The organism is Sphingomonas sp. 3P27F8 (genome assembly GCF_005502745.1).
In the GTDB taxonomy this organism is placed as follows: domain Bacteria; phylum Pseudomonadota; class Alphaproteobacteria; order Sphingomonadales; family Sphingomonadaceae; genus Sphingomonas.
In genome coordinates this window covers 19,966-42,107 of record NZ_SCNL01000016.1, presented here as the reverse complement: position 1 = coordinate 42,107, position 22,142 = coordinate 19,966, and the positions used below count along the sequence as shown (strand labels likewise).

The window sequence follows — 22,142 nt, the reverse complement described above, 5'->3', positions numbered from 1 at the left end:
CGTCATGGCGAAGACCGGCTTCATAGCCCGCCTGCTCGGCGATACGCGCGCACCCGACCAGGGAACACCCTCGCATGGCGCGCCGATGCTGTCGCAGTGGCTGCCGTATCGCAGCTACGACGCGCGGCACGACCTGTTCTACCAGACCGACAGCATCGCGTTCGCGCTGGAACTCGCGCCGCTCATGGGTGCGGACGAGCGCACCGGGGAGATCATCGCGCAGATGCTGTCCGAGAGCGTCCCGCCCAGCGCGCGGGTCCAGCTGCTCGCATTCCAGAGCCCGCGTGTGGGCGCGCTGATCGCGCAATATGCGCTGCCGCGCTACAAGGCGGGCGGCATCCATCGCAAGATCGCCGAGCGGCGGTCGGCGTTCCTGCGTCACGGCGCATGGGTATCGATGTCGAAGGACGGACCGTTCCACGTCCGCAACCATCGCATCTTCCTGTCGGTCTCGATCCGTAGCGGGAAGGCGACACCGGAGGAGCTGACCGGCGTCCGCGACAGCATCGTCTCGACGCTGCAGTCGATCGACATGCCGGCAACCCGGCTGAAGCCGGTCGATCTGATCGCGCTGATCGACGACATCACCGCGCCGGCGTTCGACGTCTCCGACCACGTCTCGGAATATTCAGAACTCGATCCGATCGCCGACCAATGCGTGCGGCGCGACGTCCAGACCGTCGTCCAGGCCGACCGCCTGCTGGTATCGGTCGAGCCGCTGCGCGCGGTGACGAACCTGTCGGGCGAGACGCAGTATCAGGAGATCCGGCCCGACACGTTCGACTATCGCTTCTTCTCGGTCAGGAACCTGCCGAACCGCTGGGCGCCGTGGGACGTGCAGAAGCTGATCGGCGACATGTTCTCCGACAAGCTGCGCCCGGGGTGCCCGACTCTCACGTCGCTATGCCTGTGCTACCAGGACGAACAGGCCGCCTCGTCTAAGGCCGGTTACAAGTTCATGCGTACGTCGAGCCTGGCGGACTCGAAGTCGGCGCGGCTGCTCCCGCAGCTGAAGGACCAGAGCCGCGAATGGGAGCATGTCACCCAGGAGCTGCGTCTCGGCAAGAAGCTGGTGCAGGCCTATTATGCGGTAGGCATCATCAGCCCGAAGGGGCAGGGGGACGCTAACGAGCGCACCGTCAAGTCGATGTACAAGGCGGCCGGGTGGGACCTGCTCGACGAGCGGTTCCTCCAGATCATGGCGTTCATGTCGTGTCTGCCGATGACGCTCGGCAACGGGCTCGACAGCGACCTGAAGCGCATGAAGCGGCTGCGCACGATGCTGACCTCGACCGCGGCGAATATGCTGCCGATCCAGGGCGAGTATCTCGGCGGGCATCTGCCGCACCTGATGTTCATCGGGCGGCGCGGCCAGCCCTTCTTCTGGTCGCCGTTCGAGAACAAGGCCGGCAACCACAATGTCGCGGTGTTCGGCAAGTCCGGCTCGGGCAAGTCGGTCGCGCTGCAAGAGCTGTGCGCGGCGTTCGCCGGCGTGGGCGCCAAGATCATCGTGATCGATGACGGCCGCTCGTTCGAGCATATGGCCAAGAGCCTGGGCGGCAACTTCGTCGAGTTTCGCCTGCGCGACGGGTTCAGCCTCAATCCGTTCTCGATGATCGACGAGACGCTGGTGGCGCAGGACGAGGATTATCTCGTCGACGCGCTGGCGATGCTCAAGTCGATCATCGGGCAGATGGGCCGTCACATCGACAAGCTCAACGACACCGAGCGCGGTCTGATCGATCGTGCGGTCAACCAGGTGTGGGAGGCCAAGGGCAGGGGAGGGTGCGTCGACGACGTGATCGAGGCGCTCGGCTCCGACGGCTCTGTGCAGGGGACGGATCTCGCGATCGCGATGTTCCCGTTCTCGGGAAAGGGCACCTACGGCAGCTTCTTCACCGGTGAGGCGTCGGTGGACATGTCGAACGCGCTAACGGTGTTCGAACTCTCGGACCTGTCGAGCCGCGAGGAACTGCGCTCGGTCGTGCTGACCGCGATCATGTTCATGTCGTCGCAGACGATGCGCCGGATGGACCGCCAGATCCCCAAGGCGCTGCTGATCGACGAGGCGTGGCAGATGCTGCGCGGTGGGTCGATGGCCGATTTCGTCGAGACCTACAGCCGAACCTGCCGCAAATATGGCGCCTCGCTCATCACCGCGACGCAGAGCCTCAACGACTATTACAAGTCGGAAGGGAGCCTCGCGGCGCTGGAGAACTCCGACTGGTCGGTCATCCTGATGCAGAAGCCCGACACGATCTCGGACTTCCAGAAGCACGGCCGCTTCGACATGGACCCCTACACCGAAAGCCTGCTGCGTTCGCTGAAGCGCAACGGCGCGGAATATTCCGACATCCTCATCAAGGGGCCGGAATCGATGGCGGTCGGGCGGCTCGTCCTCGATAAATATTCGGCGACGCTCTATTCCTCCAGCCCGCAGACCTTCGCCGATATCGAGCATCTGATCGACCTCGGCTGTTCGATGGACGAGGCGATCGAACGCGTCGCCTTCCCCGAGGAATATCGCGACAATCCTCCGGGCGAGCCCTGGGTGGAGGCGGCGGAATGAACGCCTTCACGCACGAGCGCGACTGGCGTACGCCGACCGCGACCGACTGGAAACGCACGGGCACGCGCGCGATCGGCGACGCCTGCTACATCCTGTTGCGGGTGTCGGGCTGGATGGCGATGACGCTGCTCGCGACCTTCGGCGTCGCGATCCTGTTCTTCCTGATGCTAGGCGACTTCACCGCGCTCGGCTTCTTCTCGCAGGTCGCCAACCTCGGCACGCGCTTCGTCGCGGCCGACCAGGCACGCCGCGCGGCGTTCGGCGACCAGCTGTTCGTCGTGTGGCTGGTCGCGTTCGGCATCGTCGCCGTGACCCGCGTGCGCCTGCTCGGCGCGATCATCACTTCCACGAAAGGCCCCCGTCATGGTTGATGTTCTCGATCGTCCCGAGGTCGCGTCCGCGGCGGTGCAACCGTCCGCTCCGGCCCCGGCACCCCGTGATGACGCTGCCGGTGCGGCACCGCGCCGTCCGGTCGCGGACAAGGTGGATCGCCGCAAGCCGCAGGGCCTGCCCGTCATCGCCTATGTCGCGGTCGCGCTGGCGGTCGCGGTACTGCTCTGGGGGGCGTGGGTGACCAAGCATCTCCTTGCCCCGCCCGCGACCGTGCCGATGGCGAGCGTCCGGCTCGAAGGCATCGTCTCGGAATATGTCCAGGCGCAGAGCCACAGTAACGGCCAGCCCCAACAGGTGGCCGCGCAGACCCAGGCCTTCATGTCCGCGCTCGACGACGAGATGAAGAAGGTCGGCGCGAGCGGCACCACCGTCCTCGTCGGCGAGGCGGTCCTCTCGAAGAACGTCCCCGATATCACCGACCAGATCCGCCGCGCGGTCTTCGCGCGCGTGCCGCTCCCCGCGGCCGCGCCGAACACCCCGGCCGGTCCCGCGGTCGGTGCGATGCTTCCCCAAGCCTCCGGGAACGTCGCGCCGGCCGCGCCAGGGGCGGCGGTCCCGACCGCTTCGCCGTTCGGGCCTGCGCCGGTCTCGCCGGTCGAGGCGACGGTCACCCAGTCCGCGCCGGGAGGGGTCGATGGCAGCGGCAACTGAGGCGCTGGCGCGGGTCGGTCATGCGGCTCCCACGGCGGTTGACGTCGCCGGGGACCGCGCGGCCCGCAAGGCGCTGATCGTCAAGCGGGTCCGCCAGTGGAGCGCGGTCGCGCTGCTCGGGATCGTGTGGGGCGGCTACAACTCGATCGCCGCGTGGCGCGAGACGCACGCCTTCATGATAAACGCGAGCGAGAGCCTCCCCAACTGGGCGTTCTTCATCCAGCGCGGCCGCGTGCCCGCCAAGGGCGACTATGTGTTCTTCGCGCCGCCCGAGGGCGAGCTGGTGCGCCGCCACTTCGGACCGGATTCGGGACCGTTCGGCAAGCGCGTGATCGGCGAGGCCGGGGCGCTGGTCGAGCATCGCGGGAAATGGGTCTATGTCGACGGCGTCCGCGTCGCGCACATGAAGCCGCGCTCGCGCTTCGGCGAGGTGCTGACGCCGGGACCGGTCGGGCGCGTTCCCGAGGGCTGCTATTATGTCGGCACCGCACACCCCGACGGGTTCGACAGCCGCTACGGCGAGATCGGCTTTGCCTGCGCGAAGCAGATCATCGGCACCGGGACGCCGATCCTGTGATCCGGCGCGCGGGCCTTTTCGGCGGAACCCTGGGCGTGGCGCTGGTCGCCTCGTCGTCCTGGCCGATCGTGCAGGGCGCGCTCGCAAAGGATCACGGCGTGATGGGCCAGACCTGGGCGATCGCCGAGCCGGACCTGCTGGCGACGATCGACACCAGGCTCAAGACGCTGCAGGCCAATGGCGGCATCGAGCGTATGCAGACGGCGCTCCGCGAGAAGACCGAGGAGCGCGTGCGCAACCCGATTCCGGTCGCCGGCATCGGCGCGGTGCGCGAGAGCCGCAGCTGGACGTTCGACCCGACGATCGTGCTCGATCAGGATATCCAGGACCAGAAGGGCCGGCTCGTCGCGCGCGCCGGGCAGCGCGTCAATCCGCTCTCGTTCGTCGCGATGAAGACCGACCTCGTGTTCATCGACGGCCGTGACGATGCGCAGGTCGACTGGGCGCTGAAGCGGTGGACCGCGCAGAATGCCAAGATCATCTTCGTCGCCGGCTCGCCGTTCAACCGCATGGGCGAGAAGAAGCGCCGCTTCTTCTTCGACCAGCAGGGCAATCTCACCAGCCATTTCGGGATCGCGCGCGTCCCCGCCGTGGTCGAACCGGCGGGCCAGGTGCTCAAGATCAGCGAGATCGAGATGCCGGGAGCGGGCGCATGATGTGGCTCGACATGCTCAGGACGCCGATGGCCGCGCCCGAGACGCCGGCCCTCAAGGCGATGCGGCTCGCGATCCTGTGGTCGGCGATCGCGCTGGCGGTCGCCATCTATTCGTTGCAGCCGCTGCGCACCGCGCTCGGCGCCGGGGCAGGGGGCGCACTCGCCGGACTGGTGCTGGCGCTGGTCGTGCTCGTGCCGGTCTATGTGATCGCCAAGAACCGGGCCGATAACGCTTTCCTTGACGCAAGCCTCGCGGCGCAGCCGGACGGGGAGGGCAGGGCATGACGACTGAGCGCATCAGCCTGATCGCGCGCTACGCGCTTCTGTGTGTCGCGGCAGTCGGCTTCGGGTGGACATATGTTCTCGCCATATTCGCGCTGTTCCCGGCCTGGATGTTCTTTCCCGTCGTCGCCTTGTCGATGGTCGTATCGATCGCGACCGTGGCGTTGCTCTCGAGCGTCCCTGCGCTGCTGTTCCTGTCCCGCGTGCATTGCGAGATCGAGTCCCTCGTACGAAGGCTTCTCGGGGGCCGTGCCGATCCGGTGACCGCCGCGTCGATCGGAAACGAAATCGATGTCGTCCTTGCCGAAAGCGGGCGGACGATATCGGTTGGCAAACGCCGTGCGCTGGTGCGCGCGCTGGCCGATCAGTCGATAAGCTTCGATGGACGCGACCGCGCCCGGATGGTGCCCCTGGTCATCGCTTTCTCCGAGGAGCCCGGCGCATGATCCGCCGCCTGCTCACCCTGCTCGGCATGATCGCCGCGTTCGCGCTGCTGCCGGCGCCGGCGAGCGCGCTCCCGGCCAACTGCACCGGCAAGTTCGTCAACCCGATCACCGACGTCTGCTGGTCGTGCCTGTTCCCGCTGTCGGTGGGCGGCGCGCACATCTGGCCGGGGAGCCGACCCGATACCAAGAACCCAAGCCTGCCGGTCTGTGCGTGCGGTTCGCCGATCCCGCGCATCGGCATCTCGATCGGCTTCTGGGAACCGGCGCGGCTCGTCGATGTGACCACCAAGCCGTGGTGCTTCCCGAATCTCGGCGGACTTCGCCTCAATCCGGGGCTCGATATCGGGCAGGGCCAGTATACCGGGCCGAAGATCGCGGGCGGTACGACCCAGAACAGCGCCAACTGGCAGGCGCATTATTACGTCTACCCGCTGCTCTACTGGATGGAGATCCTGACCGACTTCCTGTGTTTCGAGCAAGCCTCGTTCGACGTCGCCTATATGACCGAGATCGATCCGCTCTGGAACGACGACGTGCTGACCACGCTCATCAATCCCGAGGTCGCGCTGTTCAACAATCCGATCGCGGTCGCCGCCTGCGCGGCCGACTGCGTCGCGGCGAGCGCGAAGCTGCCGATCGACCCGATGTTCTGGTGCTCGGGCTGCAACGGCTCGATGTTCCCGATGAACGGCAATATCGCGGCGCATAATTCGCCGGTCCAGTCCTCGCGCCTCGCGGCCGAGCGGCTCCTGTTCAAGATGCACCGGCAGGGGCTGGCCTGGGGCACCGCTGGATCGAAGGCGCTCTGCAACAAGTACGTCATGCCGATCCTGAAGAAGTCGCAATACCGCATCCAGATGACCAACCCGACGCCCACGGTGAGCGGCAAATATGCCTGCTCGCCGATCGGCGCGACGACGCTCCCGCCCGACGCGGGCCGGGCCTTCCCCGTCAAGGGCGAGGACTTCGGCTACCTGCTCTGGCGCAAGCGCAACTGCTGCATGCTGTGAGGACCTGACATGAAGAAGCTCCTCCTTTCCGCGCTGGCCATCGCCTCGATCGGCACCGGCTGCGCCGTTCTCGCCCAGACCGTCGAGGGGCTCGATCTCGACGCGATCCGCGCGCGATCGGCCAAGTCCGAACAGGACGCGACCGCGCTAGTGAACGAGGTGGAGCGGCGCGGCGACGCGTTCCGCAAGGATGCGCAGACCGTGCAGGCGGTCGCGCTGGAGCAGATGCGCACGATCGACAAGGCGAGCCTGCCCAGGGGGCCGGCGGGTGCGGTCGACTTCGACGAGATGATCCACGCCGCGTCCGCCAACCTCAAGGAGAACCAGGGCACTGCGCCGCAGTTCATGGTGTTCGTGTCCACCTCGATGCCCGAACAGGCGCTGAAGCGGATCATCGCCGATACCTCGGCCGCTGGCGGTGTCGTGGTGTTCCGGGGCTTCCCCGGTAATTCGGGGAAGGCGTTCATCGCCGCGCTCTCCAGGGTGGTCGAGAAGGACCAGCAGTTCGCCTCGATCGGGATCGACCCGCGCCTGTTCCGCGCGTTCGACGTGACCGCGGTCCCGACGATGGTGGTCTCGTCGAGCGATTTCACGCCGTGCGACGGCCTCACATGCAAGACGACGCCGCCTCCGTTCGATCGCATCGAGGGCAATGTCACGGTGCGCTACGCGCTGGAGACGTTCGCGGGCGAGAACGGTCCCGGCGCGCTGGTCGCGCGGACCGCGCTCGCCAACCTCGGCCGGAATCCCTGAACCATGCGGGGGGGCCGCATCCTGATCGGTCTTCTGGCGCCGGTTCTGGCAGCGCAGGCGCTCGCCCAGGTCCAGTCCACCCAGCAGGCCCAGCAGGGCGTCGGCGACTTCTACGGCCTGGGCGATTACACCTACTTCAGCGACACGACCCCCAAGCCCACCCCGACCCCCACACCCACATCCGCGCCGGTCGCCAAGACGACGGTGACCAGCGTCCCCGAGCCGAGCGCGGCTGTCGCGCGGACAACCGCCAGCTCGGCCCGCACGGCGCAGCCCGCGGCATCGAGCAATGCGGCAGCGGCCGAGCCGAGCGCGCAGTCGAGCAGTTCAACCTACACTTACCCCAAGGGGGATATGGCGGGTGCACGCGCCGAGGCGAAGGCCCTCGCGACGCCGGCGCGTCAGGCTTCGGGCGGCATCATCTCCTCGACCGATTTGCCCTCCACCATCCCGGGCTTCAGCAGCGGCCCGCAGCCCGGCGAAGCCTATGCCGACGATCCCGATGCGCTGATCGCCGCGGGCGGGTCGGCTGCAGGCGCGAACGAGGCGTGGCAGCTCGTCACCGATCCGGGCCGCAAAGTCGTGACTGTGCCTGCCGGCGATCTCACGCGCGCGCAGGACGTCGAGAAGGACCCGAACAGCTATCTCGCCGGTCAGTCGGTGGGCGGCACGGAAAGCAGCTGCAAGCCGCTGCCACCCAATGGCACCACCGATTATTACGAGGCGACCTGCAACAAAGGCGCGAAGCTCGAGGAAACCCCGGCGACCTGCACGGGCAGGATGGACCCGGTAATCGTCGATACATTGCGGTACTTCTACTACGGCGTGCGCGACCAGAACGAGGGCAACGGGTTCGCCCGCAACAGCGTGATGCAGGCCAAGGTCAGTGCCGGCATTTGCCGGGTCGAGGCGGGGACGCCGCATATCTGCGATGCGCAGATCGAATTGGGGGCGGGCGGCGGCAACGTCGAAGACTATCGTCGCTGGTGCAAGAGCCTGTCCTCAATGCGCACCACCGCGCAGCTTTATTCGTGCTCGGCCGAAATCCCCCAGGCGGAGATCCCGGCGCACCAGAATTACGCGACCGGCACAGTGTATCTCAGGAAGGAAGGTACGCGCGAGATCACGCTAAAGCGCAACGAGGGAAGCTGTCCGGCGCTGGTGGCCGACACCGCCTGCACCGCGACGGGACCGGAGGTCTGCACCGAGGGGCCTGAGACGCGGATCATTGACGGTGTGTCGGTCACGGCATCGTGCTGGGCGTGGTCGCGCCCGTTCACCTGCCAGCGCATCACCCAGGCGTCCGATTGCAGCGATCTGGAGAACGGCGGAAAATGCACGTTCCTGCGTGACGAGTGCCTCGACGATCCGCAGGTTGGTGCGTGCCAGGTAACCACGAAGGTCTACAAATGTCCGGTTCCGTCGCCTCCGACGAACGATCCAAAGCAATATATCTGTGGTGACGACGTCTACTGCATCGACGGTGAGTGTGAGCCGGTCGAGCGCGAGGCATCGACCGAGTTCAAGGACGCCGTGGTCGGGCTGCACGCGCTGGGCCAGGCCAATGCCGAATTCGACCCTGATACGCTGACGCTGTTTTCGGGCAAGCGGCAGACCTGCCACAAGCCGGTGTTCGGGCTGGTCAACTGCTGCGCTGGCAAGGCGTCGGGCCTCATCACCACGGCTGCCGGCGCGGCCGCGATCGCGGGCGGGCCGGTGGCGATCGCCGCGCTCGCGACGCCATTCCTCACCATGTTTATGTGCTCGAACGACGAGAAGCTTCTCGACGTGCAGGACCGCATGGGGATGTGCCACAAGCTGGGCGACTATTGCTCGGACAAGGTGCTGGGCATCTGCACATCGAAATCGACGGCCTATTGCTGCTTCGAAAGCAAGCTGTCGCGCATCCTGCAGGAACAGGGACGCCCGCAGATCAACAAGCCGTGGGGCAGCGCCAAGAAGGAAACCTGCAAGGGGTTCACGCTCGACGAATTCTCGCGGCTCGACCTGTCGGTGATGGATTTCACCGAGGTCTATGCCGAGTTCGTCGACGCCGCGAAGCTGCCCGACGAGATCGAAACCTCGCGCCAGATCCAGGAGCGGATCAAGGCCTATTACGACGCGAAGAAGAGCAAATGACCGGCGTGACGCAACTGTCGGACCATCGTCCCTTTCCCGACCTGTCGGTCGCGGAATTTGCGGTCCTGATCGCGCTCCTGCGCGCCGGACCGCACCCGGCCGGGTTCCTTATCCCGACGCTCGACAGCTGGTTCGATACGAAGCTGTGCGTGGCCGATCTCGAACCGACGATCGCGCGGCTGATCCGCGCCAACCTCATCCTGCGCCGGGGCGAGACGCTCTACCCGCGCCGGCACGCCCGCAACCTCATCATCGGGGTGTACGGCAACCTGTTCCGCATCCTCGCAGACGACATGGCGCAGCTCGTGTCGCTTCAGGAGCCGTCGCTCCTCGGGACGCTCAAATCCTACCTCACCCGCCGCGAACAGGAAGATCGCGAAAAGCAGAAACAGAAGGACGACTGACATGCGCAAGGCCCTGACCCTCGCTCTCATCCTCTCGGTCGCGTCGCCCGTGCTGACGCCGGCGACGGCGCAGGACCTGACGCCGCTGCCGGATTCGGTGTCCTCCACCCGCGATGCCGGTGACGACGGCCGCGATGGCGGCCAGGACAGCTATGGCAGCGCGGACGATCTGGGATCGGCCGACCGCGTCGCGGCGCAGACCGGGGACGACTTCTACTGCCGCGAGCGGCGGCTCGGCACCTGGTTCTATTGCGACAAGCCGAAGGCCAGGCCCGCCGAGCAGCGATCGGCGCAGCCCGCGCGGTCCTCGGCCGAGCAGCTTGCGGCGATCTCGAAGCAGCTGGAGGAGCTGAAGGCGCGGGCGATCCTCGAGCCGACGCCCGAGAACATCAGCCATTATATCGCTTTCCAGCGCGAGCAGCTTGATCGTGCCTCCTCTTTCGCGGACATGTGGCAGCGTACGATCTGGCAGAACCCGGACCTCGACTACACGCTCCAGCGCCCGGTCAACCAGCTGGGCAAGCGGACCTGGCTCGATAGCCGTAATGCGGATCGAGAGCGCGTGCTGTCGCGGATCTCGCAGCGGTACGGCGTGTTCTATTTCTACTCGTCGGCCTGTGCTGCGTGCGAAACCTTCGGGCCGATCATGCGCAGTGTGTCGGATCGCTTCGGCCTGACCGTCATGGCAATCTCGCTCGATGGCGGGCCGACCCGCGCCTTCCCGAACTATACGGTCGACACCGGCCAGTACAAGGCGATGGGCATGCGCGGCCAGCAGGTGCCCGCGCTTGTGCTGTTCGACACTGTCACCAAGCAGCCCATGCCGATCGGCTACGGCGTGATGGCGGCCGACGAAGTGATGAACCGCATCTTCACACTGACCAGCGTCAAGCCCGGGAGTGACTTCTGATGGTCCGCTCGATCGTCCGCTTCTGCGCCGCGGTTCTCGCGCAGGCCAGCATGATCCTCGCGATTGGAGGTCTCGTCGCTACGCCGGCGATGGCCGACGTCCAGGGCGAGATGAACAGCTATTTCAACAAGTCGGGCGCGGCCGCGAACGTGACCGGCCCGACCGCTTTCCAGGGTCAGTCGGCGGGCTATTATTCGGGTGGTTCGCTGTGGAGCCGCTTTCCGCAGAAGTCGATCAACCCGGTCAGCGTCGCGCTTCCCAGCGCGCGTGGCGGCTGTGGCGGCATCGACCTGTTCGCGGGGTCGTTCTCGTTCATCAACGCCGATGAGATCGTGGCGATGCTGAAGGCGACCGCCAACAACGCGATCGGCTTCGCGTTCCAGCTCGCGATCGACAGCATCTCCGCGCAGATCGGCGGGGTGATGAAGGACATGAGCCAGCGCGTGCAGCAGCTGAACGCGTTCAACATGTCCTCTTGCGAGGCGGCGCAGCAGGCGATCGGCTCGCTGTGGCCGGCGATGGACGGGGCGTCCTCGACGATCTGTCAGCAGGTCGGCGGGGCGAAGGGCTTCTTCTCCGACGCGGCCGCGGCGCGTCACGGCTGCACCAACAAGGGCGAGCGGGAGTCGACGATCGCCAAGGCCGGTGACGATGCCGAGCTGGTCCAGTCGAAGAACTACACCTGGTATGCGCTGAACGCCAAGAGCGCGACCAAGCCGTCCCGCGAATATGCCGAGTTCCTCATGACGATGGTCGGTACGATCATCTACGATGCGACCAAGGCCAAGGACAGCATGGGCGCGTTCCAGTTCATCGCGCCGGCCAGCTGGGACACCTATCAGGCGCTGCTCGACGGCACCGCCTCGGCGCCGACTGACGTGTGGCAGTGCGACACCACTGACGACAAGGGGTGTCTGAAGCCCACGCCTACCAAGCTGAGCATCTCGACCAACGAGGCGCTGCGTACGCGCGTCCTCAAGGCGATGGACAGCATGTCGGGCAAGATCCGGTCAAATGCCGCGCTGTCGGGCGATGAGATCGCGCTGTTGGGCATGACCTCGATCCCGCTCTACAAGATCCTTGTCGTCAACGAGGCGGCGCACATGGGCCTGTCGGGCGGCGATCGCGCGACGCTCGCCGAGATGGTCGCGATCGACATGCTGATGTCGATGCTCGACCGGATGCTGGACACGATCTCGCAGGCGCAGGCGGGCGCGAAGTTCGTCTCGACCGACGAATTCAAGGCGTGGCGCGCCCAGGTCGACAGCGTGAAGACCGAGCTGTCGCGGCGCAGCGAGAAGATGGCCGGGCAGATCTCCAATACCTACCGGGTGATCCAATACACCCAGTTCATGGAATCCACCCTCAAGAACACCATGAGCCCGCAGCTGTCGGCATCGCTCCGGTTCGGACGCGGGCTCAGCGCTCAGGGCTTGCGGTAACGCGGCGGCAAGGGAGCGACGGCGATGCTCGAAGTCTTCACGATCGGCGGGGGCGAATATATCGTCAACGTCTTCAACGCGGTCGCGGCATGGACCGGGGGCGGGGGCTATCGCTCGATGCTCCAGGTTGTGATGGTGATGGGCTTCATCTACTCGCTGTTCGTCGTCGCCTTCTCGCTCGACTGGCGGGCGTGGTTCAACTGGTTCCTGCAGTCGACGCTCATCTACATGATGCTGATGGTCCCGACCGTCACGGTGAAGGTGACCGACCGGATCAACCCCGCGCTCGCGCCGGCGGTGGTGGACAATGTGCCGCTGGGTCTGGGAGTGATGGCCTCCTTCACCAGCCAGGTCGGCGACTGGATGACGCGCTCGGCCGAGACCGTGTTCGTGATGCCGAACGCGCTCGCGCTGACCAACAACGGCATGATCTACGGCGCGCGGTTGATGGACAAGGCGCGCACGTTCCAGATTACCGACAGCGTGTTCCGCGCGAACCTCGACGAGCACCTGAAGCAGTGCACTTTCTATGATGTGCTGCTCGGCTTCAAGGCGATGGACGATCTCACCAAGACGAACAATCTGTGGCAATCGATCGGACCTGGGTCGCCGGCGCGCAGCCAGCGGTGGATTACCTCGACCGGTCCGGGCACCACCGAAAACTCGATCATCCCGTGCAACGAAGCCTATTCGCGGATGGATGGTCAGTGGCAGGCTGCCTACGACAAGGATCTGCTGCCGTTCGCGAAGAGTGCATATCCCGGGATCGCCGATACGGTCGCGGCCCAGCGCATCCGCGATGACCTGCCGATCGTGGCGGCGCAGATGCACGGGTCGCCGACCGACGCCTATTCCTACCTGAAGCAGATCTCGATGATCGACGCGTTCCTGGCCGCGCGCGAGAGTTTCTCGGATGCCGGTTGGGATGCCTATGCGTCGCAGCGCGCGGACGCACAGGCCAAGAACACCTACACCTCGATCGCGACGCAGGCGATGACCTGGGTGCCGCTCCTCGGCATCGTCCTGACGGTCGTGTTCTACGCGATGTTCCCGGTGCTGTTTCCGCTGTTCCTGTTCCCCAGGACGGGCCTGCAGACGCTCAAGGGCTATGCGACCGGGTTCTTCTACCTCGCGTCGTGGGGGCCGCTCTACGTGATCCTGCACATGTTCGTGATGAGCAGGGCGGCGAGCCTCTATCATGCAGCATCGCCGACCGGGCCGACGCTGCTGGTCTCCGACGGAATGGCGAGCGTCAATGAATCGATCTCGACGCTCGCCGGCTTCCTGATGATGAGCGTGCCGTTCATCGCGGGCGGCATGGCGCGCGGGGCGATGGCGATCGCGGGGCATGCGACCTCGATGCTGCAACCGGCGCACAGCGCGGCCGAGCAGGCGGCGACCGAGCGCACCACCGGCAACTATTCGTATGGCAACACCTCGTTCCAGAACCTCACGTCGGGCATGACCCAGGCGAACAAGTTCGACGATCAGCCCAAGTTCAATTCGGGCTATTCGGTCGGCACGTTCACCAACGCCGACGGTGGCGTGACCTACGGTTTCGCGGACGGGACCAATGCGTTCGACACGCGCCAGGGCATCTCGAACCTCGCGTTCACGCCGACGCGCACCGCAGGGTTCGACAGCAGCATGAGCCGCGCGCTCTCGGACGGGCAGACGCACACTCAGTCGCTTCGTAGCGCCGCCTCGCAGTCGTGGAACGCGACGGCGACGACGGCGACGGATCTGCTGTCGGCCGCTGAGCATCGTCGGGGAAGTTCGACCGAGACGGGGTCTGGGTTCAATAACAGTGTCGCTCGAATGACTGATCTATCGAGGAGTCTTTCGCACGGCCTTACGAGCCGCTTTGGTTTTAGTGAGGCCGATAGCCAGCAAGTGGCGCGGATATCGCAAACCACAGGCGACGGTCATGCAGGAATCGATTATCTGATCAAAAAGTGGGGACTGTCTGGCAAGGCTGGTCTGGGACTGAAGCTTTCGTCCATGTCAGCTGAAAATACTGGCAGAACAGTTTCTAGCGACCAAGCGTTGGGCGAATTGCAAGAGTATCTTACCAAAGAAACGAATACGACGCAGGCTCGTTCAGCTCGCGATGAATTCATGCGCGAAACCAGCACGAGCGGAGATAGCGAGGTTCGGTCGCTGTCGCAGAAGCTGGGCGTAAGCGTCGGGGAATCGCGGTCGGCGTCGTTGGAAGCAACTCGAGCCGAAGAGACGTTCCAGCGCGTCAGCAATGATGTCAGGGAGGCCTCGGCGCGGGGTTGGTCGCTCAACCGGAACGAGAGCCAGGAGTTTGTAGTGTACGCTCAGGAGCGGTTGCTAGGCGACGATACGCTGTCGCAGTTCGGGTGGACGCCGGGGATGGTGATGCCCCGCACCCCGCAACAGGAACAGGTGCGCGATATCCTGCTTGGTGAGTTCATGGAGCGCCGCGTTGCATCGGTCCGCGACGAATTGGGTGTAAGCGTGCCTGAGCGCCTGTCCGGGCAGCTGCATGGCCCTGCATCGGCGACACCGGGTGCAGTACAACAATGGGGTAATGAGCGCGCCGCCGGCGTCAGGGCGCAAGGGCCGGATGTATCGATCCGCGAGAGTTCGCGCGATCTCGATCTGGCCGGCAATGTCGCTGACGCGATTCCGAACGCATCAGCGCGCATCACGCGCGGCGCGTTCGAGGTCGGCAACGGCGTCGACGACGCGAGAGGGACGGCGGGTCAGCTCGGTGACCATGTCCGGGAGCGCAACGACGCGTGGATCACGACGACACTTCCCGGTGTCGAGGGCGCGCGCAACTGGGTCCGTGACAACCTCGGTATAGGCGCTGGCACCAGCCATGTATACGAAGTCCCCCGCGGTGAGCGGGCAATGTTGCCGATCTCTGGGCGGCTGAGTTCAGGAATGGGTGGTCGGATTGACCCGGTCACCGGCGAGCCGGGACGGCATCACCGTGGCGTGGATATTGCAGCACCAGCAGGGACAGAAATCCGTGCGCCAGCCTCGGGTCAGGTCATACGAAACGACTTCCAGGCCAACGGCGCCGGCAATTATGTAGTCCTGCAGCATGGCGACGGCTCACAGAGCAAATACTTCCACATGCAGGATCGGTCGGCTTTTCAGGTTGGAAGTACCGTCCAGGCTGGGGCGGTGATCGGGCGTGTTGGCAGCACCGGAAAATCGACCGGGTCGCATCTTCACTACGAACTGTGGAAAGATGGCGCTCCGGTCGACCCGCGTAGATTTCAGCTTAGGAACTGAAAGGTGAGAGAAAAAATCCGCAGATAATAAGCGCCGCGATCAAGAACAAAGGCCACGCAGGACCGTCAGCATTGGGGAAAGATATATCGTCGCTGTCAGTGCTGGTAGAACCCTCGGTGATTAGCTCCCGCCCACGGTGCGTCATTGGATCGAGTAAATTATCAGGGTTGAAGTATAGCGAATGGTTGGCAGTGCTGCCCCAGTCCATCTGGCCAGTTTCGTGGTTCAACATGGCCGCTCCTTCCTCAATCCGTGGCTGACCGTGATGGTCAGAATTAGGCTTGCAAAGTCTAGCATATCGGATTGAGTTTGGCGAGGATTTTCACCCGTACTGACGGAGTGGGCACGGTGGAGCAGGACGGCGAAAACCCGCGCACGATCGAACGCTACGAGGCGCTGCTGCGCGAGCATCTGCTGTTCTACGATGCGCTGCGTTTGCGCGAGCGTCGGCCGAGGAGCGCGGCGCAGCGCCAGTTCCAGGACGTGGCGTGGGGGAAGGCCGCGCCGGTCACCGATCACGAGCTCGCCTATGTCTGGCACTTGAAGGCGCGTAGGATCGCGCCGTTCAACATTCCGGTGCCGGCACCGCATATCGACGACGTGATGGCCGGATTCGACGTCGGCGCGCGGCCGGTGAGTGGCGACGTTGGCACGAAATGGGATAATGCCTGGCGCGAGTATCGCGGTGGCCGGGAGTTCTTCTAGCCTGGGCACGATGAAGGAGCCGGACCGATCTGCAACCGATATCGGCTGAGCGCCAAACAGGCCGCGGTGACGCGGGCGGTCGGTTTCGAGCCGCCTTATCCCGAGGACGAGACCTACCCGGTGCCGCGCGAGATCTTCCCGACGGGCAAGAAGACAGCGCGCTACGGACTGGTCGTCAGGCGGGCAGGGGAGGGTAACCGCCCGCTTGAGCCGATCGCGATGGAATGGGGCTTCCCGACCAAGGTAGCGAGCAAGCGCGACCCGGCGGTCAAGCTGGACAAGTTCGTCACCAATGCGCGGTATCTCTCATCGTCGATGTGGAAGCCGTCGATCGCCAATCCCGATCGGCGCTGCCTGGTCCCGTTCACGCACTTCGCCGAGCCGCATCCCGAGGGCGGGAAGGGCGACGATGGCAAACCCCGCCAGATGTGGTTTTCGCTGCCCGACCAGCCCATCGCCTTCTTCGCCGGTCTGTGGCGGCCGACCGAGCGCGGCGATGCCTATGCCTTCTGCACCACCTCTCCCAACGCCACCGTCGATCCCTGGCATCCCAAGGCAATGCCGGCGATCCTTCACCCTCGCGATTTCACGGCATGGCTCGACGGCAGCTATGAAGACGCCCTGAAGCTCGTCCGCCCCTATGAGGGCGAGATGAGCGCGCAGGAGGCAACTCCCGATGGCGGCGCGACGTGAACCGGGCTAAGGCCGGTCCAATCATTCACCACCGGGACGTGTTCATGACGACGACATCCGATCTGGCCGAACAGCTCTCCAATACCCATGGCCTCGCAAAGGCGGACGCCAGGAAGGTCATCGATGCGATCCTTGCGAACATCACCGCGGCTGTCGCGACCGGCGAGGAAGTCAGCCTCAACGGGTTCGGCAAGTTCAAGCTGAAGGACACCCCAGAGCGCCAGGGGCGCAACCCGTCGACGGGCGAGGCGATCACGATCGCGGCGTCACGCAAGCTGACGTTCGCGCCGGCGAAGGCGGTCCGCGATCGGATGAACGGCAAGTGATAAACGGGCCAGGGTTTTAGAACGCTGGCCTAAACTGAGGGGACTTCATGGCCGATACCGCAGCCGACTACCGCGCGAGGGCAGCGGCCGATCTTGCCGAGGCGCAGCAGCTCGTTCTCCCCCATGCTCGGGACCGTATGCTGCATTCGGCCGATCGCTGGTCGAAGATGGCTGATGCGGCCGATCGCCGTGTCCGGTAAGGAAAGCACGACGGTCGCGCTCGACGTGGCTAACTGGTCAGCGGTCCAGGCAATGGTCGAGCGTCTCGACGACAGGGCTGTGATAGCGATCTACGAGCTGGCCGAAGGCGCTGGTCCGGTCGCGGACCTCGCGGCCGCACAGATGGAAAAACGCAACCTCGACTATTGAGCCAAGTTAAGAGTTCGGCCGCTGGTTAAGCCGCTGTTGCCGACCCGGCACAAGCCACGTTCCTGTTTTGTTCGATAATATATCTTATGTTAAATCAATGGCTTAGCAGATTTCCGGCATCGTTCTTGCAGAGACTGACGTGGCTTTTTCGCAGCTAAGGCTTGCCAGTCAGTCGCGAGTTAGCCGCGCCGTCGTTCTCGCGCGCGAGCGTGTCGCGGATCTTCGTAAAGATCCTGCAGCGCGCGCAGCCGAAACGCATTCCACCAGCGTTGCCAGCGATGCTCCTCGGCATCGTGGAGCATGTGACATCGCTGGCATAGCGCGGCGAGATTGCGCGGCGCGCTATTGCCAGGATCATGATCCAGATGCGCGCAGGCCAGCACGACATAGGTGATCCGCACGACGTCGAGCGCGAAGAGGTCGCCGACCTTCACCCGTCGCCCCTCTCCCGATCGCCAGCATCGCGCTTCGCTATCCCACCAGCGCCCATCGCCCAGATGCGCGACGTGCCGAAGATGCGGTCGCCGGCAGCGTTCGCAGCGCCCTCCTGCCCGCACGAACCGGATCTGGTCCGACAGCAGCGGCCAGTCGATCGGGTACAGCCAGCGGTTTTCGGGGCGGATCGGCATCCATGACTCTATGAGTCATGCGAAATGAGAACAAAAGGAAAATCTCGTTCCCTTCATGTTCTTATCCAGCATATCATGCGCGCATGTCCGCGTGTGTGATTCCCCTGTCCCAACCGATGCCGATCGCCGATCTGCCGCCAGCGTTTCGCCTGAGGGTGGTGAGCGCGGCCGGCGCTGGCTTCCCCTCGCCTGCCCAGGACTGGGAGGAAACCGCGATCGATCTCGTGGCGCTGCTGCGCCTCGACCGCGCCGCCAGCTTCGTGTTCCGGGTCAGCGGACAGTCCATGATCGACGCTGGAATCTATGATGACGACGTGGTGGTGGTCGATCGCGACGCCACGCCGGTTAGCGGCCGCATCGTCATCGCCGTGGTCGACGGGGGCTTCGTGATCCGCCAGTTGGTCTGGCGCGACGGCAAGCCGGTCCTCGAGGCCCGCAACGCGCGGATGCGCTACGACGCGGTGATCGCGGATGAGAGTGTCGAAGTGTGGGGCGTCGTCCGCGCCTCCGTGCGCAACCTGCAGGGCTGACCGCCATGTGGGCGATCGCTGACGTCTCCAACTTCTATTGCTCGTCGGAGAGGGTATTCGACCCGTCGCTGCGCGATAAACCGCTCATCGTGCTGAGTAACGGGGACGGCTGCGCCATCGCGCGCTCCGAGGAGGCCAAGGCGCTGCACATCAAGATGGGTGCGCCGATGTTCAAGATTCGTGATATCGTCCGCGAGCATGGCATCCAATACCGCAGCAGTTCCTACGAATTGTATGCCGACATGAATCGTCGCTTCAATCAGGTCCTCGCCGAGCACAGTTGCACGGTCGAGGTGTACTCGATCGACGAATCGTTCTTTCGCCTGCCGGTGCTCCCGAACGGCCTGGGCGACGTGGCGGCCGCGCACCGCGTGATCGCGGCCGTCAAGCGTGCGACGGGCCTGCCGATCCGCATCGGGCTTGGCCCGACCCGGACGCTGAGCAAGGTTGCCAACGCCCTCGCCAAGGCGTCGGAGAAGGTCTGGAAGGGCGTGGTCGACCTGCACGACATCGAGCTGCGGCGGCGCCTGTTCGCGCAATGGCCGGTCGAGGAGGTCTGGGGCATCGCGCGAGCGATGACCGAGCGGCTGCGACCGCTCTGCGTCAGGACGACGGCCGATCTTGCCGCCCTCCCCCCGGAGGTCGCGCGCGACGTGGGGACGGTGGTGCTGGAGCGGCTCGTGCGCGAGCTGAACGGCGTCGAATGCACCGATTTCGAGCCGGAGCCGCCCCCGTCCAAGGCGACCGCGGTGACCCGCTGCTTCGGTGAGCCGGTGCGCGAGGTCGCGGCGCTGCGCGAGGCGATGGTGCGCCGCGCGGTCCGCGCGGCCGAGAAGATCCGCGCGCAGGATCTCGCTGCCACCCGCCTGATCGCCTTTGCCCACGGAAGCCGGTTCAAGCCCAACGCGCCGTCCGCCTCGCGCATAGCGCGGCTGTCGCCGGCGACCAATGATCCGCGCGTGATCGGCGGTATGGCGGGCCGCATGGCGGATGTCATGTACGAAACTGGCGGCGTCTACACCAAGTGCGGCGTCATGCTCGAGGGGCTGGAGCCGATGACCGCGCACCAGGCCGACCTGTTCGCGGTGCCCGATCCGCGATCCCCTGCCCTGCTCGCCGCGATCGACGGGCTCAACGGGCGGTTCGGCCGCAACACGATGCGGCTTGCCTCCGAGGGCTTTGGCCAGAAGAGCTACGACACCAAGCGTGCTTTCAAGAGCCCGTCCTGGACCACGCGGATCGATCAGGTGCCGATCGCGCGGTGAGATCAATAGCGATAGCCTGCCTGCCGGCAGGCCGCTGCCAGCTTCATCACTCGCCCATCCTTCGCGCCGTACTGGCGCAACCGTGCGGAATAGCTGTCGCAATAGCTTTTCGCGCGAGCGGACAGTGGCACCCCGTTCGGACCTCGCGCGGTCGCCGCCCCGCCCCGTTCGGCATAGCCACGAGCAGTCGCTGACTGAACCTGGGTGCGCGCTTGCGCGCCCAGATCGACTGCGCCGGGCATGTCCTGCGCGCCGGCAGGGGTCGCGATCGCGAATATCCCGACCGTGAACACAGCAACCAGGCTACGCATTCGATGTTCTCCCTCGAATTTCCGTCAGGCCATCAACGATTTGGCGGCAGCATCGTGCCGGTCGCGGGAGCGATTATGGATACAGGCGGTTGTAGAGGTGATGAACACGTCGACCGTACCTTTCGCGCTCGCGGTCGATGACGTCCCGATCATCCTGATGGACATGACGCTGATCCTGGAGGACGCCGGCTTTCGCTGTCATGAGGCGATGGACGGCGATACCGCGATCGTGCTGCTGGAGGAGCAGGCCGACAACACCATCCTGCTGTTCTCCGATGTCGAGATGCCGGGATCGATCAACGGCTTTGCGCTGGCGCGTCATGTCGCACAGCACTGGCCCTGGATCGAGATCGTGATCGCCAGCGGCAATATCTGTAGGCGCTTGCAATCATAACGGCGCCTGCTCGCAAACAGCCAGATTTTCTGCTCACGCTATCTGCCACTGGCGCGTGGCAACCTGCTCAAATTATCTGCCAGTGTGCTCGCCATTATCCGGCGCTGCTTGCAAACGAGGCGTCGTGCTCACGCTTTCTACCAGTGGGTTCTCCAAACCCGTCGCCGGCAGACGCTTTTGCGAAGCACGTTTTCAGAACAGTTCTGACAAGCGGCGGGCAGCAGAAATGCGGTGCGGTCATGGCCCGCCGGCAAGGTCGTCAGAAAGGAAGGCTTTTGCGAACAGCGGGTGGCGCATAGAGCGGGCACAGATATACGTTTACGACTGAACCAGTCGAAGCGCGCTGGCCGCGACCGTCCCGAATGGGATCAATGGTCGGGATAGGATTCTCTTCATGCCCCAGCCGGTATAAAGGAACCGCCCCGATCGTAGCGGCTGCGTCGTTATCCCGCCTACCCAACCCGTGGGCTCGACCTTCGGCCCAGCCGGGCCCGCCTCAACGTGGCCCGTCGACTGCGATGACCGCGGCGTCGTCTAGCTGGAACCGGCCAAAGTCGTCGTCGCCCCATAACGAACGCTCCAGCCGGCCGACAAGCCGGATCGGCTTCCCGGTCGGCATTGACCCATAAGGCAGCGAGTATTCATGGTTTTGCGTCGAGGGAGCCGATCATAGGCAGGAATACGGCACAACCCGTTTCCTTGCAGGAAAGATCAAGCACCAGGTTCTTCCCCGATCCGTCGTTCCGCCCAGCAAACGTCCACAGAAGGCTGCGGCGCTCGGGATAGTTCGGGTCGGCGACACGGTAGGAAGCTACGCCTGCGGGGCGGCCGTCGAGCGTGAGCTGATCCGCTTTGTAGTTGGTCCCGGAGCTCGCGATCGGCAGCGCCGATCCTCGGCCTGTCACTGTGAACATGCCTTCGTAGCCCGGCCCGCGCAGCAGGAACACCGGATCGTCTACCGGGTCCTTTCCCGCCTTCAGAGTCGCATCTGATGGAATGGCGACCGTGCAGCACGAAGGGATCCCGACCGACTTCCAGCCGGCCGGGACCTCGGGTTGCGGTGCGTTCGGCGAGCAGGACACTAGCAGCAATCCCGCTACCGACCACACCGCGACCCTCATATCACCGCACTCCGTAGGCGTTGCGAAGCGCTGTCGTCTCCGTCGAGCACGGGGTGCGACGCACCACGCCCGCCGGCTGACTATAGTGCATGACGCACGCCGTGTTGTTGGCTTCTGAAGCGCGTCAGCCCTGAGCGCTACGGCTCCCTATTGGGGCGATCGAGCTTCGCCCAAATTGCGGGTGCCCGCAGCTTGGAGAAGGATCTTGCGACCAAGCACCTAGTCGCCCTCTACACCGCTTGTGGCGGTAGAGAGCGCTTTTCCGATCAGCACGTCCGTGAGCGGACGGAACTGA

General features: G+C 65.0%; 25 protein-coding genes. 22 read left to right on the top strand and 3 right to left on the bottom strand.

Translation table 11 applies throughout. The annotated features are described in order from the left end of the window. Positions 1–4 precede the first annotated feature (4 nt). From traC to FFS35_RS16365, 19 genes are all read left to right on the top strand, one after another. Entirely contained in the window at positions 5–2,569 is a 2,565-nt protein-coding gene (gene traC / locus FFS35_RS16450; RefSeq protein WP_007406319.1) for a type IV secretion system protein TraC, read from the top strand. Further along, complete coding sequence (locus tag FFS35_RS16445) at positions 2,566–2,940, top strand: hypothetical protein (protein ID WP_024310622.1); 375 nt, start codon at positions 2,566–2,568, stop codon at positions 2,938–2,940. The genes traC and FFS35_RS16445 overlap by 4 nt, the downstream gene beginning before the upstream one ends. Beyond that, entirely contained in the window at positions 2,933–3,613 is a 681-nt protein-coding gene (locus FFS35_RS16440; RefSeq protein WP_024310621.1) for a TrbI F-type domain-containing protein, read from the top strand. Before FFS35_RS16445 ends, FFS35_RS16440 begins: the two co-directional genes overlap by 8 nt. After that, complete coding sequence (locus FFS35_RS16435) at positions 3,597–4,190, top strand: S26 family signal peptidase (protein ID WP_024310620.1); 594 nt, start codon at positions 3,597–3,599, stop codon at positions 4,188–4,190. The genes FFS35_RS16440 and FFS35_RS16435 overlap by 17 nt, the downstream gene beginning before the upstream one ends. Continuing rightward, a complete protein-coding gene (traW, locus tag FFS35_RS16430) occupies positions 4,187–4,846 on the top strand; it encodes a type-F conjugative transfer system protein TraW (protein ID WP_137787996.1) in 660 nt (219 codons plus the stop codon). The genes FFS35_RS16435 and traW overlap by 4 nt, the downstream gene beginning before the upstream one ends. Continuing rightward, positions 4,843–5,130 (top strand): hypothetical protein, encoded by a 288-nt coding sequence (locus FFS35_RS16425; RefSeq protein ID WP_137787995.1) that lies wholly within the window; start codon positions 4,843–4,845, stop codon positions 5,128–5,130. Before traW ends, FFS35_RS16425 begins: the two co-directional genes overlap by 4 nt. Further along, positions 5,127–5,573 carry a hypothetical protein gene (locus FFS35_RS16420; protein WP_007406338.1) on the top strand — a complete coding sequence of 149 codons (447 nt, stop codon included), beginning with the start codon at positions 5,127–5,129 and terminating at the stop codon, positions 5,571–5,573. Before FFS35_RS16425 ends, FFS35_RS16420 begins: the two co-directional genes overlap by 4 nt. Continuing rightward, positions 5,570–6,583, top strand: a complete 1,014-nt coding sequence (gene traU, locus FFS35_RS16415; protein WP_066282719.1) for a conjugal transfer pilus assembly protein TraU — start codon at positions 5,570–5,572, stop codon at positions 6,581–6,583. Before FFS35_RS16420 ends, traU begins: the two co-directional genes overlap by 4 nt. A 9-nt stretch (positions 6,584–6,592) precedes the next feature. Beyond that, positions 6,593–7,336: a type-F conjugative transfer system pilin assembly protein TrbC gene (gene trbC / locus FFS35_RS16410; protein ID WP_066674860.1), complete on the top strand. Its 744-nt coding sequence runs from the start codon at positions 6,593–6,595 to the stop codon at positions 7,334–7,336. 3 nt (positions 7,337–7,339) lie between these two features. Continuing rightward, on the top strand, positions 7,340–9,475 hold the full coding sequence (locus FFS35_RS16405; protein WP_126027388.1) for a conjugal transfer protein TraN: 2,136 nt from the start codon (positions 7,340–7,342) through the stop codon (positions 9,473–9,475). Continuing rightward, positions 9,472–9,879 (top strand): hypothetical protein, encoded by a 408-nt coding sequence (locus tag FFS35_RS16400; protein ID WP_007406345.1) that lies wholly within the window; start codon positions 9,472–9,474, stop codon positions 9,877–9,879. Before FFS35_RS16405 ends, FFS35_RS16400 begins: the two co-directional genes overlap by 4 nt. A 1-nt stretch (position 9,880) precedes the next feature. Beyond that, entirely contained in the window at positions 9,881–10,789 is a 909-nt protein-coding gene (traF, locus tag FFS35_RS16395) for a conjugal transfer protein TraF (RefSeq protein ID WP_066282994.1), read from the top strand. Continuing rightward, positions 10,789–12,231, top strand: coding sequence for a conjugal transfer protein TraH (locus tag FFS35_RS16390; protein WP_007406347.1), 1,443 nt, complete (start codon positions 10,789–10,791; stop codon positions 12,229–12,231). Before traF ends, FFS35_RS16390 begins: the two co-directional genes overlap by 1 nt. A 24-nt stretch (positions 12,232–12,255) precedes the next feature. After that, the gene (locus FFS35_RS16385; RefSeq protein ID WP_007406358.1) at positions 12,256–15,504 is read left to right on the top strand and encodes a conjugal transfer protein TraG N-terminal domain-containing protein; all 3,249 of its coding nucleotides are present in this window, start codon (positions 12,256–12,258) and stop codon (positions 15,502–15,504) included. Positions 15,505–15,852: 348 nt separating this feature from the next. Beyond that, entirely contained in the window at positions 15,853–16,209 is a 357-nt protein-coding gene (locus tag FFS35_RS16380) for a hypothetical protein (RefSeq protein WP_007406320.1), read from the top strand. Positions 16,210–16,236: 27 nt separating this feature from the next. Next, a complete protein-coding gene (locus FFS35_RS16375) occupies positions 16,237–16,902 on the top strand; it encodes an SOS response-associated peptidase family protein (protein WP_283214574.1) in 666 nt (221 codons plus the stop codon). A 44-nt stretch (positions 16,903–16,946) separates the two neighbouring features. Then, entirely contained in the window at positions 16,947–17,228 is a 282-nt protein-coding gene (locus FFS35_RS16370) for an HU family DNA-binding protein (protein WP_010409234.1), read from the top strand. 47 nt (positions 17,229–17,275) lie between these two features. Continuing rightward, positions 17,276–17,428: a hypothetical protein gene (locus FFS35_RS20095; protein ID WP_007406311.1), complete on the top strand. Its 153-nt coding sequence runs from the start codon at positions 17,276–17,278 to the stop codon at positions 17,426–17,428. Continuing rightward, complete coding sequence (locus FFS35_RS16365; protein ID WP_007406362.1) at positions 17,403–17,597, top strand: hypothetical protein; 195 nt, start codon at positions 17,403–17,405, stop codon at positions 17,595–17,597. The genes FFS35_RS20095 and FFS35_RS16365 overlap by 26 nt, the downstream gene beginning before the upstream one ends. 179 nt (positions 17,598–17,776) lie before the next feature. Here the strand turns inward: FFS35_RS16365 and FFS35_RS16360 are convergent, their stop codons facing one another. Then, positions 17,777–18,226 carry a hypothetical protein gene (locus FFS35_RS16360; protein ID WP_007406364.1) on the bottom strand — a complete coding sequence of 150 codons (450 nt, stop codon included), beginning with the start codon at positions 18,224–18,226 and terminating at the stop codon, positions 17,777–17,779. Positions 18,227–18,342: 116 nt separating this feature from the next. On the opposite strand from FFS35_RS16360, the gene umuD reads away from it, so the two are divergent. Both umuD and FFS35_RS16350 read left to right on the top strand, forming a co-directional pair. Further along, positions 18,343–18,756: a translesion error-prone DNA polymerase V autoproteolytic subunit gene (gene umuD / locus FFS35_RS16355; RefSeq protein WP_007406310.1), complete on the top strand. Its 414-nt coding sequence runs from the start codon at positions 18,343–18,345 to the stop codon at positions 18,754–18,756. Positions 18,757–18,761: 5 nt separating this feature from the next. Next, a complete protein-coding gene (locus tag FFS35_RS16350; RefSeq protein WP_137787993.1) occupies positions 18,762–20,021 on the top strand; it encodes a Y-family DNA polymerase in 1,260 nt (419 codons plus the stop codon). A 2-nt stretch (positions 20,022–20,023) separates the two neighbouring features. Here FFS35_RS16350 and FFS35_RS16345 read toward each other — a convergent pair whose 3' ends face one another. Continuing rightward, positions 20,024–20,332 carry a hypothetical protein gene (locus FFS35_RS16345; protein ID WP_010409222.1) on the bottom strand — a complete coding sequence of 103 codons (309 nt, stop codon included), beginning with the start codon at positions 20,330–20,332 and terminating at the stop codon, positions 20,024–20,026. A 100-nt stretch (positions 20,333–20,432) separates the two neighbouring features. On the opposite strand from FFS35_RS16345, the gene FFS35_RS16340 reads away from it, so the two are divergent. Next, positions 20,433–20,726 carry a response regulator gene (locus tag FFS35_RS16340; RefSeq protein ID WP_231738481.1) on the top strand — a complete coding sequence of 98 codons (294 nt, stop codon included), beginning with the start codon at positions 20,433–20,435 and terminating at the stop codon, positions 20,724–20,726. 641 nt (positions 20,727–21,367) lie between these two features. Here FFS35_RS16340 and FFS35_RS20410 read toward each other — a convergent pair. After that, complete coding sequence (locus tag FFS35_RS20410; RefSeq protein WP_231376736.1) at positions 21,368–21,847, bottom strand: hypothetical protein; 480 nt, start codon at positions 21,845–21,847, stop codon at positions 21,368–21,370. Positions 21,848–22,142 lie beyond the last annotated feature (295 nt).